The following is a 15,070-nucleotide window of genomic DNA, read 5'->3' as shown; positions in this document are numbered from 1 at the left end:
GAAGGAACAAACATGAACATGACCCTGGATCGTCTCACCGAGCTCGCGGCGCAGTCCGATGGCATTCTCTACGTTATGGCCGTCCTGCTGTTAATCGCGCTCACCGTGATTATCGATCGCTTCTGGTACCTTGGTCGGACCATCCGTCGCGGAAAGCACGTCACCAGTACCGTCGCGCAATTTGCGCATCTCGACCGAAAGACGCTTGCAGATCTCGTCGAGAAATCGCCGCGGCTGCCGCATCGCGCCTTACTGGAAGTGCCGCTGCACCATTCCGAGCTGAAGGATGCGCATCGAATGTCCGAACTGCTGGAGGAAGCCATCCTGTGGCAAGTCCCCAAGCTGGATAGCCGCTTGTGGCTGCTTGACACCATCGTGACGCTTGCGCCTTTGCTCGGCCTTCTCGGCACGATCGCTGGCATGGTCAAGGCGTTCGCAGTTCTTGGCGATGCCGGAAACGCGGCGACGCAGATCACCGGGGGCGTCGGCGAGGCTCTGATCGCGACCGCATGCGGCCTGCTTATCGCCATTGTCGGTCTCGTTTGTTTCAACAGTCTGAACAACTGGACGAGGCTCATCGTTCATCAACTTGAGACCTTGAAGATCTCCATGGTCAACCGTCTCGATGCCCCTCGGGTCGCTTCAGCAGAAAAGCGTTCTCACGGTCCCGCAATCCACCCGGTCGCGAATACGGGGACCTGACCGATGCGATATCTCGAGGTGCGGAAGGGCCGCATAGAAATCATCCCGATGATCGACATCATGCTATTCCTGCTGGTGTTTTTCATCATGATCACGTTGCGAATGATCCCGGCGACCGGCATCGCCTCGCAGATTCCGCAAAGCAGCACCGCGCAGGATCTGCCCCGCCCCAAGATCGTCGTTACCCTGTTTGCCGACGGCGCTATCGAGACGGACGGGCAAAAACTAACGATTGACGATCTGACGACAAAACTCGCCAGCGAGCCAGACCGCGAGCACGCTGCCGTGACCATTGCCGGAGCCGGCACCGCCACGCTGCAGAATCTTCTCGCGGTGATGGATGCGTGCCGCAAAGCCGGCATTGTCCAGGTGGGACTCGCCGCGAAGGAAGCCAAGTAGGAGTGCAATCGTTGTGAGCATCGCGACAGCCGATCATTTCAGCCCACCGCAGGAGCGCTCCGCACTGCCCGCTTCGTTTGCCACTGCGCTCTTGCTGGAGGGCCTCTGTTTTCTTGCCGTCGTCGGCTGGCTCACACAACGCCCGGCCAGGACCGAGTCATCGGCGCCGACCATGCAGATCTCGCTGGTGGCCGCTCCACCTGCGCCGGCCGAAGCTCCGGCGGATCCGCCTCCTACGGTCGCGGAAACTCCGCCGGTCCCCGAAGAGACTCCCCCGGTTCCTGAGGAGCCTCAGGTTACTCCACCGCCCCCGGAGGTCCCTCCACCGCCGGCAGAGGTTGCTCCACCTGAACCTGCTCCGCCACCTCCCAAGGCGGAGGCGCCGGTCGTACGCCCCAAGCCGGCAAAACCACCGCAGCAGGTCCAGCGGAAGCCGGCCGCGCGCCCCGCACAGCAACAAGCGGCGACTAGCGCGGCGCCGAGCGCTGCCGCGATGTCGAGCTTTCAAGGGGCACTACGGCAAGCCGTCGAAAGTGCACTGATCTATCCGGCATCTGCGCGTGCCAGCGGCCAGCATGGTCGTGCTCGTGTGACGTTCGATTATCTCGACGGACACGTATCGGGGGTCAGCTTGTCCCAATCGAGCGGGTCTTCGGTTCTCGATCAGGCGGCACTCGCTACAGTCAGGAGCGCGCATTATCCGCCTCCGCCGCCTGAGATGAGCCATCGAACGCTTCACCTCAGTATCTTCGTCGACTTCAAGGCAGGCCAGTGATCGCAGGAGACGCCATGATTGAGCGAAGGTGTGGGCGGGCGATCTTTGTGAGCGCAAAGAAAAATTTAAGCGGACGTGGAGTCTATCAAGAGGCCATTTAATGGGACGCACGCGAAATCTTGCCATCTCCCTTCTATCCCTGACAATGTTGGCGTCCGGTGCGATGGCTGCCGACATCACTTCAGCCCGGTCCCGTGCCAATTCGGAAGTCGTGAGCATGAGACGGCTGACGCAGGCAGAGTACCGCAACTCGATTGCTGATATCTTCGGCACTGAGATTGAAGTGCGCGGCTTCTTCGAGCCGACGATCCGCATTGGCGGCTTGCAGGCGGCCAGCACTTCGGTGCTTTCGGTAACGCCCGTGGGCTTTGAATCCTTCACCAAACTGGCGGACAGCATCGCTACCCAGGTGACGGGTGAGAAATACCGCGCCAAGCTTCCCTGCGTGCCCAAGTCGGCCAAAGAGCCCGATGATGCCTGCACAGCGCAGGTGCTGAGACACTATGGACGGATGCTTTACCGCCGGCCATTGACCGAGGACGAGACCAAGAGCGCCGTCAATCTGAGCCACGGACTCGCCGAGTCGCAGAACGACTTCTATACCGGCCTGCGCTATGGCGTGGCCAGTTTGCTCCAGGCGCCGGATTTCGTGTTCCGCATGGAAACTGCTGTCCCGGCCGGCGACAAGCAATGGGCGCTGGAGCCTTACAGCCGGGCGACGCGCCTCAGCTACCTGATGTGGAATTCAACGCCGGACGCCGAGTTGCTCCAAGCGGCCGAGACGGGCGACCTGAACACGCCCGACGGGCTTGAAAAGCAGGTCGACCGCCTTATGGCCTCGCCGCGGCTAGACCTGGGCATGCGGGCCTTCTTCAACGACATGTTGGAGCTCGACAACTTCGATACGGTCTCCAAGGACAGCATCTTTTATCCCAAGTGGACTTCAGGCATTGTCGCTTCAGCGAAGGAAGAGACGCTGCGCACCGTCACCGATCTGGCATTGCATACCAATGGTGACATGCGCGACCTGATGACCACGCGAAAGACCTTCCTCAACCGCAACCTGGCGGCGGACTATCAGTTGCCGTTTCAGTTCGACGGTGAATGGATGCCGTATGAGTTCGGGCCCGATTCCGAACGCAGCGGCGTTCTTACTCAGGCCAGCATGCTGGCCATGTTTTCCCATCCCGGCCGTAGCTCGCCCACGAAACGCGGCGTGGCGGTGATGGATATCTTCCTGTGCGAGCCGACGCCCGCGCCGCCAGCCAATGTGGATTTCTCAGTGGTCAATGACACCAGCGGCCCGCTGAAGACGGTGCGCGAGCGTTTGATGGCGCATGCCACTAACCCGACCTGCGCCTCCTGTCACAATCACAGCGATCCCATCGGGTTGAGTCTTGAGGGCTTTGACACGATCGGTCAGCACCGCACCGTGGAGAATGGCAAGCTCATCGATCTATCGGCCACGATAAAGGGCAAGCATTTTGTCGGCGCCGCGGGGCTTGGCCAGTTCCTGCACGACGATCCTAAATATACAGCCTGTCTTGCGCGCAAGGTTTATGCGTACTCCCGCGGCTTGAACAGCCAGGATGTCCCCGCTCCAGACTTCAAGGTTGCCTATCAGGCCTTCGCGAATTCTGGTTTTCGCATGCGTTCCTTGCTGAAGAGTATGGTCGAGGACAAAGACTACTTCAGCGCGCCTGCGCCTTCCCCCGAAACAGCCGGCTCTGCGCCCAACGACGCGGCCAAGTAGATAGGAGTCAGTCATGAAGATCGATCGCAGATTTTTGCTCCGTGGCACATGCCAGGGTGCTCTGGCCGTCATGGGCCTCCCATTCCTTGACTGTTTCTTGGACAGCAAGGGCGAGGCCCTGGCCGCGACGGGAAGGCCACTTCCCACCCGTTTCAACACCTTCTTCTTCGGCTGCGGGTTGACCAAGCAGTTGTGGGTCCCCAAGACGGGCGGCAGGGACTATGAGATGACGCCTCAGCTAAAGCCGCTGGAGGCCCATCGCGCCAAGCTGAATGTATTCAGCGGCTTGCGCGTCCCGCTCGACGACAATCCTAACTATCAGCATTGGTCGGGTTTGGCGGCAGCCGCCACCGGCATTTCGCCTACCAAGGTGAACGAGTTCGATTCCAAGACCATCGACCAGCAAATTGCCGACGTCATTTCCCGCGGCGCCCGCTTCAAGTCGATTTCCGCGTCCGCCCAGGGCGATCCCAAGCAAAGTATGTCCAGTCTAGGCGGTGCCAATACCATTCCGGCGGAGGTTTCGCCCTTGCAGCTTTATACGCGGCTCTTCGGGCCGGGTTTCCAGGATCCGACCAAGGAGGATTGGAAACCGGATCCACAGGATCTGATCCAGCAAAGCGTGTTGTCGGTCGTAGCCGACAATCGCAAGCGCGTGATGCAGAATCTGGGTGCCGCCGACCGCGCTCGCATGGATCAGTACTTCACCTCGGTGCGCGAAGCCGAATTGCAGATGGCCGCGCAACTTCAGCGTCCAGAAATCCAGGCCAACGTCGCTATTCCCGTCGCGCCCGCCGAGATGATCTGCAACAGTGCCCTGCCCAACCTACGCACCGTCACACCCTTGATGGCACGGCTTGGGGCGCTGGCGCTCGCCACCGACCAGACGCGGGTGTTCAATCTCAGCATCTCAGAGCCCTTCTCCCAGATCTTCGAACCCGGCGATCCGCTGGGCTACCACAACACCACCCATGAAGAGCCCATCGATCCGGTTCTCGGATATCAGCCACGGGTGGCGCAGTATAATGTCGACGTCATGGAACTGTTTGCCATGCTCCTGAAGGAACTGGACGGAGTCCCCGAAGGCGACGGCACGGTTCTCGACCACAGCTTGGTGTTCGCCTTTACCGACCAGAGTTATGCCAAAATCCACGCGGTGGACGGCCTTCCGATCTTCACGGCTGGTGGCGCAAGCGGCCGTATGAAGACGGGTTTTCATGTCGCTGACGACGGCAGTCCGGTATCACGCGTCGGCCTGACAATCCAGAGGGCCATGGGCGTGTCGCTCGATGTCTGGGGCAAAGGCTCCATGGAAATCAGGCAGCCCTATACGGATTTGCTGGCGTAAGGGCGTCTGCCAAATCCATGACGATTAGGTCGCCACGTCTGTCGGGAGTTGTTGTTCGTATGTCTGCGTTGGGCTTTCGCTATGTTGCTGCAGCAGTGTGTGTAGCATTTGGTCTTGCCGTCTTGGAGAGCGTCGCCGGTCCGGCAGAGGTTGCTCAAATCAAACCACGCCAAGACAAGTTGCGTGACATGGGCGGTGCCCTGAAGGCGATCCATGATGAGCTCAAGAAGCGAACGATCGATTGGGACAATACGGTCCTGCCTAACGCTCAGACGATTAAGGAACGCAGCGGCTACCTCCTGAACTGGTTTCCCAAGGGCAGCGGCCCTGAATCCGGAGCCAAGACATATGCGCTGTCGGTAATCTGGCAGAACAATGATGATTTCGTAGCGTTGGGCAAAGTAGCGCAGGTCGAGGCAGCGAAGCTGAATCAGGTCGCGATCAGCAAGGATGCGAATGCACTGAGGGCGCAGGTCGAAGCAATGGGCAAGGCCTGCAAGGCCTGTCACGACCGCTATCGTTCACCTGACTACGCAACAGAAAATGACGACTAGAGCATTCCATGACTTCCCATGAGGTGAGCTCCATCAAATCGGCCTTCGCCGCTCCAACGAACCTGAGAGTCTGGGACCTTCCGGTCCGCGCCATGCACTGGCTCCTAGTGATTGGGATCGGCGTTTGCTGGTGGACTGGCGTTCACAATGAACTCGAATATCATCTCTACAGCGGTTATGCGATTTTGTGGATCGTGCTGATGCGCCTCTATTGGGGGCTGGTCGGCTCCTCGACCGCGCGCTTTGTCAATTTCGTGCGCGGCCCGAAGGCCATCCTCGACTATGCAAGCACGCTGCATCGCCGCGACACCCCTTACAGCCAGGGGCACAATGCGCTGGGAGCAATCAGCATTATTGTGATGCTCGGTTTGACCCTGGCGGCGGTCATCCTTGGCCTGTTTGCGGTCGATGTGGACGGACTCTATTCGGGGCCCTTGTCGAGCTACGTGACCTTCAAGAAAGGCCGCCATCTCGCACACCTGCACTATTTTTGGTTCACCATTCTTCTGTGGGTGATCGCGCTGCATCTCGCGGCGGTGATCTTCTACTTCATCTACAAACGCCAAAATCTCATTGGGTCCATGGTCCACGGCAAGCGCCCAGTTGATGCGGGCGATATTGGCTATGCTGCCGAAGCAGAAATGGAGGGCGCGCCCCTCTGGCGATTCGTAATCGGAGCGGTCGTCGCTACAGCCATCGTGTACGCGGTGTCGATCAGTTTCTATTTCTAGGATCCAAGAAGAGAAGAAGGCAGAGAAGAATGAAACGCAGTATTGCTACCGGATTGCCCCTCGCTGCGCTTTGCGCCTCGGCCGGAATCAGTTTGGCAGCCGATCCGACGGCCACCCCGGCTTTGACACCAGCGCCGGCCAAGCCTGCCCAGGCTTCCACCGACAGTCTCCCGATGGTGCCGCCCGCCAAGCCAGGCGTGTTCACAGCGACGAAAAAGGACGCCGACGGGTTTCACCTGGTCGCCGCCGGTCACAAGTTCACCACCCAAAGCGATATTGAGAAATATCTCGCCTATCGCGCCGCGGAACTGACCATGGAGAAGAAGGCGAACTGGTTCACTTTTGTTGAATCCCGCTCCAAAGGTGATACGGCGCCTGTGCCCAAACGAGATCCCGCCGGTCTGCGCTACAGCTTCCGCATGGAATACTTCCGGCCCGTCTGGCGCTACAGGTCCAGCGGCTCCTCGGCTTGGAAGACTTGGAGTCCCTTCGCGGGCGCGGCGTTTATTTCCGATGAAGCCAAGAGCATCACCGATTTCGAGGTGAGCGCCGACATCATGCTTCACAAGGGACAGATGGATGACGCCGACCCCCTGTCTTTTGAAGCCGGAGCGGTATCTGACCTCTTGATCAACCAAGTATCTCCGCCGGAATAACCTCAAGGACCTTTCAATGAAGATTCATCGTCGTGCCTGTCTTGAGATGTTCGCCAGTCTCGGTGTCGTCGTCGCCTCGCCCGCGCTGGCCGAAGGCAAGACCGTCGAGGTCGTCATGAAGAACAGCCCCAAGGGCGTGTTCGTGCCTGCGACCGTCAAGATCAGTGTCGGCGACACTGTGAAGTGGACCAATCCCGGCATCATCAGCCACTCCGTGACCTTCGATCCCGCCCAGGCGACCGTGGCTTCCGATGCCGCGCTGCCGGATGGCGTGGCGCCTTTCGACTCTGGCAACGTGGAGGAGGACGCCACCTTCAGCCACACTTTCACGGTGAAAGGGACTTACAAATATTTCTGCAAGTTTCACGAAGCGATGGGGATGGTTGGAACAGTCGTCGTTTCCTAGACCCAACTATCGAGAGGAGAAAGTGATGATCTTGGAGAGGCGCCTCATGGTTTGTTCAGCGGTTGTGGCCCTTACCGGCTACACGGCGTCGCCCGCCCAGGCCGCTCCCTGGACTCGTGGCTTTGTGGTGGGCGGCTACGAATATGCTTTCCGTTATGGCGGTCGCCCAGGTTTCACGCGCGGCGCGGAAATTGAGCCGGGCGTTGACTGCCCGCATGGAAGCACCAACAATTTCGCGAATCAGAATCCTGACCTGACCAGAATCGCGCTGGCACGCCAAAAGTGGCGTTCGCAGAAGGAGATCGAATGGATCGCCAACCCTCCGGGGCTTGACCAGGTCAGGTTACCGGGCCAAGTACGCCAATATATCTTACGGCGCGTCTTGGCCTATCGCGGTTACAAGCACGGCATTGAAACCTACACCAATCCCTGGGCCGCGGAGGATCCCGGCCAGCCGGAAGTGACTGGCCGAATCGCTGAGGGGTTCAATCTGGATGGCAAGGTGGGGCCAAATGACTTCGTCAGTCCCGATGGCGAGAAAGGGATCGACAACGCTCTGTACCGCGCCTGGGGGTGCGATGCGCCGTGGCGCGGCAATGGCAACGCAACAAGTGCTGCCAGCGTCAAAGATGCTATGGAGTTCGGCGTCTTTACGATGGTTCTCCGCATCTCCGGAAACGAGGACCCAATGAATGACAGTGATGCCACGGTCGAGATCGGCTACTCGCCGGATAAGATTGTGAAGGATTCCCGTGGTGGAATTGCTGCCGACTATTCATATCGGATCCAGAAATCGACGCAGTACACCAAGCTGAGGGCCAGGATCAAAAACGGTGTGGTAGAAACTGCACAAGTGGAGCATCTTCACATGCCGCGGATAGCCTATATCTATCAACAGCTCGGTGATGCAGACCTTGTGAAAGGCCAGATCCGCTTGAATTTCGCACTCGATGGCTTGAGCGGCGTCGGTCTAATCGGCGGCTACAAGAACTGGCGCAATCTCTATGCCGAATCGAGCTTCGAATACGATGCCGGCGCCAACGACATCACAAACCATGAGGATCATGTAGCGCTTTACTATGCACTCCGCCGCAATGCCGACGGCATGTTGAATCCCAAGACCGGCAAGTATGACGGCATTTCTACCGTCTATCGCATCAAGTTTGCGTCGGCCTATGTGGTGGACCTGACCAAACCAATGGAAATTCCGATAGTGGCAGCGGAGGAATGGCGAAGGAATGGCACCGAGGCCAACATGGCAGCCTTCATCAAAGGCGTCGAGACTCGGATTCCCCAAGATCCCCCTCCTGGCGTAACACAAACCGCCGCCTTCCCTTCGCTTGAACGAGTGATGCAGAAGCTTCCCAGCAGGGATTTCTTCCTCACGCTTGATCGCCCCCATTGGCCGGACGGCGTGGGTGTGGACCAGTTCGGCCATCCGATCGATGATCAGGGTAACTGCATCGACAAGACCGTGGTGTGCGAGCGATAGCTTCGGCGCAGTGAAAATAATGCTCCTAAAGCTTTCTCAACCTCAACGTCAGGTCAGTAATGGCGTGCCCGCCACGGTGGCTCCGGGGCGAGGGCAATGACGGTCGGATTAGCCCCGGTGATGCTGCCAATGGCCTGTTACCCCAATAGCCCAACTCCGGTGAATCCGGGATCGATCTGCTCGGTCGCCACCGAGTCGGGATGGCGGGTCGGCCCCTCACGTCTGAGATCGCAATCAGAGATTTGTACCGGATCGGTCAGATCTTGTTCGTCAAGCGCTGCGCAAGAGCACGTTTGACTCTCGAAGTAACACCAATCCGCCTCATCTTGGAGACCTTTGCCCATGGCCCTCGGTAGTCGCCTGCATCGTCTTGCCTTCACTTCTCTAGCAACCGGCTTCGCCGCAATTGCGGCAATGTCGCTGTGGCCCGCTTCGCTGGCTTGGGCTGGCGTAGAAGTCGCGACAAACACCGATATGCCGGGCATCGATCCTTCTCAAATTGGCCGAGACGTTGTGCTCCATACCCTCTCTAGTCGAGCGGACTCCATAAGTGGTGGCGATGTGCTGATAGAATTGCGCTCTCCGAGTTCTTCTGCGTGGATTGCGCACCTGAATGGGGGTGATGTCTCGTCATCGTTCCGCCCGACTGAAGCGCCTCACATCTATGTGGCCCTTTTGCACGGACTCAGGAATGGGAAAAACAGACTAGAGATTCTAATCGATGGGACAGTTAGGTCGACTCTCGAGATTGTAAACCATCCTTTGGCTGGTCCGATTTTTTCAGGTCCTCACCAGCAGCCTTTCGTCTGCGAGACCGAAGCGAACGGTCTAGGTCCAGCGATCGACGCGGACTGCAATGCGACGACCATTGTCCAGTACTATTATAAATCGACGGAGCCAGCGCCCGAGGAGGCCAATAATCGATTAATTGAAGCCGCGAGCGATTGGACAATCCCGAGAGGTCTTCCGCCAGGATTCAAACCATACGATACGTCCGCTCCACCTCCAGAGGACATGGCCAAAACTGTCACGTCCGATGGGCTCAGGGTGAATTACGTTATTCGTCGAGAGTTGGGTGTGATCAATCGGGCGGTTTATGAAATTCAATTTCTCCATCAACCGGGTGAACCTCTTCCGACCCCTCGGACGCGCACGAAAAGTGGATGGAATGGCAGGCTTGCTTATCAATTCGCGGGAGGATGCGGAGCTGGGTATCGTCAAGGAAAACTGACCTGGATTGGGAATACACCTCAGCAACCAATCCTTGCTCAAGGATACGCAATTGCGACTTCCACGCTCAACTTCTTCGTCAATGGCTGCAATGACAGGGTCTCGGCAGAGACTACGTCGATGGTAAAGGAACATTTCATAAAATCATATGGAGTCCCGATACACACCATTGGGTTCGGTGGGTCGGGAGGTTCGATGCAACAATATTTGATTGCCCAAAATTACCCTGGCTTGCTCGATGGAATAATCGTGAATTTTAGTTTTCCGGATGCTTTAACTAGCGCGGTACCCTGGAGTGATTGCTTACTACTCGAGCACGCTTTCCGGAACTCTAATGTACCGTGGTCCGAACAGCAGAAGACCGCTGTAGCCGGGTTTGCAACATGGCGCACGTGTGTTGACCTCGCCAAAAGTCCTTTGGTTGACCCTCAGAGCTGCGATCCGTCTATTCCCCGGAAGCTAGCCTATGACCGCGTCGCAAATCCAAAGGGTGCGCGTTGCGACTTGTTTGCCAATGAGCAAAATGTTTATGGCATCGATCGCGAGACCGGCTGGGTCCGTCGTCCGCTTGACAATATCGGTGTTCAGTATGGCCTGAGTGCATTCAACAATGGACAGATCAGCGCCGAGCAGTTCCTCGACTTGAATGCACAAATCGGGGGATTTGATAGCGAAGGGCGTCCTATAGCGACGAGAATGCGGGCCGATGCCGAGGCGCTCAAAGTTGCCTTCACACAAGGGCTCGTCACTACGGGAGGCGGCGGTCTAGGTCAGATTCCGATCATTGATTGGCGTTCTTACCTCGATGACCTCGCGAATGGGCACGATTACTTGCGAACCTTCGCCATGCGAGCTCGCCTAGAGGCTGCCAACGGGGATGCTGAGAATCAGGCCATCTTGGTTGATCCTAGATTGGATTACAAATCAAGGATTGGAGAGATCGAGCCCGACGGTTTGTTTTCCCATCGAGTAGGCGAGCTAATGCGGCAGATGGACCATTGGCTCGATAATGTCTCGACGGACACAAGTTCGCGGACGGCGCATGAAAAGGTTGTGGCCAACAAACCTTCGGACTTGGCTGATGGCTGCTGGGCAATAGACGGGCAAAGAATTGTTGAGCGCGCGTCCTACTACGGCAACGGAAAGTGCAATAGAATCTACCGTCCGTATGCGGACCCGCGTATTGTGGCGGGTGGTCCAGTCTCTGATGACGTGTTGAAGTGCCAACTCAAGCCCATCGACTCGGCTGACTATTGGCATCCGCTGAATGCCGATCAACTCGCGCGACTCAGGGTCGTCTTTCCGTCAGGTGTCTGCGACCACAGTCGGCCGGGCGTGGGGCAGGAAATCACAAAGGCTACCTGGCAGTTCTACTGAAACGTTCCGTCTTGGTCCGTCAGAGATCCGATTGAGGAATAGCCACGTTGACAGTTCCGAGAAAAAGAACATCTGATTTGTTTGGCAGCGACTCTGCTAACGCCTCCGGAAAGACCTAAAGGCTGCCTGCGAGGATCACAGCTTTCACGATGGGCTCCATTTCTGGCCATCTTGTCGTTGTCGCGTGGCTTCACGGCAAGATTGCTCCGCCAGCGCGGCGGGCCGTACGGGCTTGAGCAAGAACTGTCTATGAACATTTGGATACTTCCCGGTCATCGACGGGGGTTCGAGCTTAGCGACGGCGACGTAGTCGGCCTGCCCGGCTCCATAGGAGGCCATGACACTGGCTTCATCAAGATGACGTGGGCCCTCCGGCTCGATCAATAACCACGCTTTGGCCAGATCGGCACAGTTCTCAAGTCCGAGCGCTGCCACCGCGGCTGTGTTACCGCCGGGCACTCCCCCCCCGTTCACCCATTGTAAACCAAACCCTTCCACGGCTGTGTTACTGCCGGGATATGGCCCGATCAGCCATGGTAGACCAAGCGCTCGTGTCTCGAGGACATACAGCAGGAATGGCGAGCGACCAGAGAGATCGATCACGGGGCTATCGACTTCAAGGCCGGCTGCACGAGCTTGGTTTCTGGCCGTGGTTAGGTAGTCGTGGAGCGGTTGCGAGAGCACCAATTTTCCACCACCGGGCAGGCGCGTGACAGCGGCATAAGTGCGCAGATCTTTCACCTGACGGTGCGGCTTGAGGATGGCAGTATTGACCACTGATGCAGTGAGCAATTGTGCTAACACCGTCAGGGGCAGTAGGGTAGCGACGCTGCGTCCCTCTTGCGCAAGTGGGCTCAGGAAGGCAACGACCGCGAGCATCCAGAAAAAGGCGGCAAACGAACCGATCCACCAGTAGTTGCCAGCGGAGCCCAGTGCGGACAGGTGCGGCAGAACCAAAAAGACTAGCGCTAGCGCGATGCTGGTAGGAGCCTGGGTGCGCAGAACCATTCCCTCACGATAAAACATCGCGCCAAGGCATGTGCAGGCCGCCACCAGGAAGAGGGTTGAGGGGGTGATGCCGATCGGATCGATCCCCAGCAGCGCAATCGCTATTGTTAAGACTAACACCGCAGCGAGAGCCAGTGATCGGAGCGAGTTGTGCGTAGACCCCATCAGCATGCCGAGCAGAAGGGCTGTCGCCATTAGCGCAGCGATAGCGAGTTGCGAACGACCGATGTCGAGCCAGTCGATCCGAAACATGAGAGACACCTCCTCTCCGCTACCCAGCAGGGTTGTCAACTTAACGCTGTTGATCATACGGGTCACCAGCCCGGTGACGCCGCCACCGATCAAGTAGGCTGTAACGATTAGTAGAACTAGAGCGATCAGCGCCGCGCCAACCATGGGCAGCAGCGACTTTCGGCGCAAAACTATGACATAGAGCATAACGACGAGGGCAATGGCCGCAGCGGTGGTCGGCTTGGCCATGAAGCAGCACCAGCCACCCACGCCGACGAGGGTCCACGCCAAGACCTGGCGCATGCTTCCTGGCCGATCAGCTAGCAGCAGGCCTATCATCACCATCAAGACCGATTGAATGTTCAGTGTGTAGTAGTTGGGGGTGAGCAGCCAGAGGTGAAAGGCGAATAATGCCAGGCAGGCGATCCCTGCCGATATCACCGCCGCATGTGGCCAGCCCACGGTCCAGAGGCGCCGGATCACCAGGAAGCTGAGAATCCAGCCCAGCGCCATGGTGAGAGTGACATTCGCCATGCGAAGCACTGCGATATCGCCACCCACCCACTGATATGGCCAGTGATAGACGAAGCCGAAAAAGGACGGTGGAATATTGATTGCGTAGGCGAATGGATTCGCGATGGAATTGAGGTAGAGCCCATCGGCCATGAGTTCGAGACCGTAACTGCTATAGTATAGCAGCCGAGCAAAAAGGATCGCTGTGGTTACGGCGGACAGAGATAGCAAAGTCCGATCTAGTAAGACTGACAGCTTCCACCCGTTGGCAAAATGGTTATCTCTTGGCATAGGCCCCTTCACGTCAGCCTCGCAGAGGAGGCCGATTCCGATGGATATCAGCTTCGACGAGCTTCTAACTGACCTGAGCCCCGCTATCTCCTCCAAGAATTGGTAGAGTCACTCGTGGCATGCAGCGAGACCGAAGTTTGGACCACCCAGAACTAGAGTTTTGCGCTCTGTGCAGCGAGACCGAACTTTGGACCACCCGGAACTAGAGTTTTGCGCTCTGATGCAGCGAGACCGAACTTTGGACCACCCGGAACTAGAGTTTTGCGCTCTGATCACGTTGGCGGGCTGGATGCGCCGACGTGGTTTTGCAGCAAAATCGGCGGCCGATTGCCGATCGCCCCGTGAGGCCTTTCCTCATTATAATATCTGCGCCAAGACTCCACTTTTTCCTGGGCATCCGCAAGGGACAGGAACCAATGGGCGTTGAGGCATTCGGCCCGGAAGCGCCCATTGAAGGCTTCGATGAAGGCGTTGTCGGTTGGCTTGCCGGGCCGTGAGAAGTCCAGCGTGACGCCGCGTTGATAGGCCCACAGATCAAGATCGCGCGACACGAACTCGCTGCCTTGATCGACGCGGATCGTCGCCGGGAATCCCACTTCATTGCAAACCCTTTCCAGTACCGCCACGACGTCGGTGCCGCGGAAGGTGAACCGCGGCACCAGCGCCGGCGAGAAGCGGGAGAAGGTGTCAATGACCGTGAGCACACGGAGCTTGCCACCGGTCGCCAGTTGATCATGAACAAAGTCCATCGCCCAGGTCTCGTTCGAACGCGTCGCTGGCCTGCGATCGTCGCGCAGCTTGGCCTTGACCCGGCGCTTGGGTGATTTGTTGCGCAATTGCAGGCCCAATTCGCGATAGATGCGACGGGTCTTGTTCTGACCATGCCGCCATCCTTCGCGGCGCAGCAGCACGTGAACGCGGCGATAGCCGTAGCGAACGCGAACATGACAGATCTCCTTGATCCGATTTTCGAGGGCAGCCTGGCCGGAACGACGCGACTTGTAATGGTAGGTCGATCGGTCGAACTCGAGGGCGTCACAAGCCTTACGGATCGAGACCTGCCACTCACCGCAAACCTCGTCGACCAGCGTGCGCTTCCGGCCAGGCCTCATAGCTTTCGGCGGATCACGTCCTGCAGCATCTCCCTGTCGAGCGACAGATCCGCCACCAGCTTCTTCAGCTTGGCGTTCTCATCCTCGAGCTGTTTCAACCGTCGCATCTCAGTCGGCAGCAGCCCGTCATACTTCTTTTTCCAGTTGAAATAGGTCGCTTGGCTGATCCCGGCCTTGCGGCAGAGCTCCGCCACCGCAACCCCGTCACGGCCCTGCTTCAGGATGAACGCCTTCTGGGCGTCCGAAAATTGTGAGGCCTTCATCGTCGTTACGCTCCTCCCAGCCGAGGGGATTCGGCAAGCGCAAACTCTAGCCAAAAATGGTCCAATTTGCCGGCCTCAGATCATCTGTGGGCCGGACTCTAATCTGACTGAGTCACAAAACCGCAGGCTTTGTCCGGCCGGAATCAGCGATGGTTGAAGCATGGACCATCAGCCGAGGAGGCTACATGAGCGGGCGTGGCACCAAGACCAGTGAGATGCGATTTGCGGC

13 protein-coding genes are annotated in these 15,070 nt (G+C 58.1%); 11 read left to right on the top strand and 2 right to left on the bottom strand.

Annotated features, from left to right (window positions below; translation table 11 throughout):
* Nucleotides 1-12 precede the first annotated feature (12 nt).
* The 11 genes from ACV1FX_RS20860 to ACV1FX_RS20810 all read left to right on the top strand — a co-directional run bounded on the left by ACV1FX_RS20860 (nucleotide 13) and on the right by ACV1FX_RS20810 (nucleotide 11,423).
* Complete coding sequence (locus ACV1FX_RS20860) at nucleotides 13-702, top strand: MotA/TolQ/ExbB proton channel family protein (protein ID WP_473119434.1); 690 nt, start codon at nucleotides 13-15, stop codon at nucleotides 700-702.
* 3 nt (nucleotides 703-705) lie between these two features.
* Nucleotides 706-1,101: an ExbD/TolR family protein gene (locus ACV1FX_RS20855; RefSeq protein WP_473119433.1), complete on the top strand. Its 396-nt coding sequence runs from the start codon at nucleotides 706-708 to the stop codon at nucleotides 1,099-1,101.
* On the top strand, nucleotides 1,043-1,876 hold the full coding sequence (locus tag ACV1FX_RS20850; protein ID WP_473119432.1) for a TonB family protein: 834 nt from the start codon (nucleotides 1,043-1,045) through the stop codon (nucleotides 1,874-1,876). The genes ACV1FX_RS20855 and ACV1FX_RS20850 overlap by 59 nt, the downstream gene beginning before the upstream one ends.
* Before the next feature lie 163 nt (nucleotides 1,877-2,039).
* Nucleotides 2,040-3,629 carry a DUF1592 domain-containing protein gene (locus ACV1FX_RS20845; RefSeq protein WP_473119431.1) on the top strand — a complete coding sequence of 530 codons (1,590 nt, stop codon included), beginning with the start codon at nucleotides 2,040-2,042 and terminating at the stop codon, nucleotides 3,627-3,629.
* A 13-nt stretch (nucleotides 3,630-3,642) separates the two neighbouring features.
* Nucleotides 3,643-4,977 (top strand): DUF1552 domain-containing protein, encoded by a 1,335-nt coding sequence (locus ACV1FX_RS20840; protein WP_473119430.1) that lies wholly within the window; start codon nucleotides 3,643-3,645, stop codon nucleotides 4,975-4,977.
* 59 nt (nucleotides 4,978-5,036) lie between these two features.
* On the top strand, nucleotides 5,037-5,531 hold the full coding sequence (locus ACV1FX_RS20835; protein ID WP_473119429.1) for a c-type cytochrome: 495 nt from the start codon (nucleotides 5,037-5,039) through the stop codon (nucleotides 5,529-5,531).
* Between the two features lie 8 nt (nucleotides 5,532-5,539).
* Nucleotides 5,540-6,262 carry a cytochrome b/b6 domain-containing protein gene (locus tag ACV1FX_RS20830; protein ID WP_473119428.1) on the top strand — a complete coding sequence of 241 codons (723 nt, stop codon included), beginning with the start codon at nucleotides 5,540-5,542 and terminating at the stop codon, nucleotides 6,260-6,262.
* A 29-nt stretch (nucleotides 6,263-6,291) separates the two neighbouring features.
* Nucleotides 6,292-6,918 (top strand): CC0125/CC1285 family lipoprotein, encoded by a 627-nt coding sequence (locus ACV1FX_RS20825; RefSeq protein WP_473119427.1) that lies wholly within the window; start codon nucleotides 6,292-6,294, stop codon nucleotides 6,916-6,918.
* Nucleotides 6,919-6,934: 16 nt separating this feature from the next.
* Nucleotides 6,935-7,324 carry a cupredoxin domain-containing protein gene (locus ACV1FX_RS20820; protein WP_473119426.1) on the top strand — a complete coding sequence of 130 codons (390 nt, stop codon included), beginning with the start codon at nucleotides 6,935-6,937 and terminating at the stop codon, nucleotides 7,322-7,324.
* 25 nt (nucleotides 7,325-7,349) lie between these two features.
* Nucleotides 7,350-8,816, top strand: a complete 1,467-nt coding sequence (locus tag ACV1FX_RS20815) for a hypothetical protein (protein WP_473119425.1) — start codon at nucleotides 7,350-7,352, stop codon at nucleotides 8,814-8,816.
* Nucleotides 8,817-9,158: 342 nt separating this feature from the next.
* A complete protein-coding gene (locus tag ACV1FX_RS20810; RefSeq protein ID WP_473119424.1) occupies nucleotides 9,159-11,423 on the top strand; it encodes a DUF6351 family protein in 2,265 nt (754 codons plus the stop codon).
* Between the two features lie 144 nt (nucleotides 11,424-11,567).
* On the opposite strand, the gene ACV1FX_RS20805 is transcribed toward ACV1FX_RS20810, so the two are convergent.
* Complete coding sequence (locus ACV1FX_RS20805) at nucleotides 11,568-13,328, bottom strand: hypothetical protein (RefSeq protein ID WP_473119423.1); 1,761 nt, start codon at nucleotides 13,326-13,328, stop codon at nucleotides 11,568-11,570.
* 410 nt (nucleotides 13,329-13,738) lie between these two features.
* Nucleotides 13,739-14,841, bottom strand: a protein-coding gene (locus tag ACV1FX_RS20800) for an IS3 family transposase (protein ID WP_473119422.1) whose coding sequence is annotated in 2 segments (ribosomal slippage) — nucleotides 13,739-14,580 and nucleotides 14,580-14,841 — 1,104 coding nt in all. Because the reading frame shifts where the segments join, the coding sequence is not laid out codon by codon here.
* Nucleotides 14,842-15,070 lie beyond the last annotated feature (229 nt).

Source organism: Bradyrhizobium ingae (assembly GCF_055791185.1).
The sequence above is the reverse complement of the archived record's forward strand: the minus strand, read 5'-3'. Positions and strand labels throughout refer to the sequence as shown.